Annotated in this window: 2 pseudogenes; both read left to right on the top strand. The window is 49.5% G+C overall.

The features are described from left to right. Nucleotides 1-344: pseudogene (locus tag DW642_RS15750) on the top strand (MobQ family relaxase); the annotation flags it as partial. Continuing rightward, a pseudogene (locus DW642_RS16840) lies at nucleotides 341-517 on the top strand (DUF3991 and toprim domain-containing protein); the annotation flags it as partial. The pseudogenes DW642_RS15750 and DW642_RS16840, both read left to right, overlap by 4 nt.

Genomic DNA, 517 nt, shown 5'->3' with positions numbered 1-517 from the left:
TCTATGACGGCTTGCAGAAAATCAAGTTTGAGAAGCCCAGAGCCAAGTACAAGACGGAACACGCTGATGAGCTGAAAATGTTCTACACCGCCAGACGAAAGCTGACCGAGGAGTTCCCGGACGGCAAGGTGGATATGGGAAAGCTATCCAAAGAGTATGACACGCTGGAACAGGAGCATGAGACCACCTATGCCGAGTTTAAGACCGTCAGAGAGGATTTACAGCGGCTTTGGAAAGTAAAGTCAAACATTGATACTGCCGTCCGATTTAATCAGCGTACAGCGGAACAAAAGCTCCAAAATCAACCCCAAATACGACACAAAAAGGAGGATATGACACGATGAATTACACGCAGGCACAGATTGACCGGGCAAATGCCGTCAGTCTGGAAGATTTTCTCCACACACAGGGAGAAACACTTATCAAAAGCGGGCGGGAGTACCGCTGGAAAGAGCATGACAGTTTGACCGTCCGGGGAAACAAGTGGTTTCGCCACAGCCAGAGCAAGGGCGGCTAT

The organism is Blautia sp. AM23-13AC (assembly GCF_003435675.1).
GTDB classification, from domain to species: domain Bacteria; phylum Bacillota; class Clostridia; order Lachnospirales; family Lachnospiraceae; genus Fusicatenibacter; species Fusicatenibacter saccharivorans.
The sequence above is the reverse complement of the archived record's forward strand: the minus strand, read 5'-3'. Positions and strand labels throughout refer to the sequence as shown.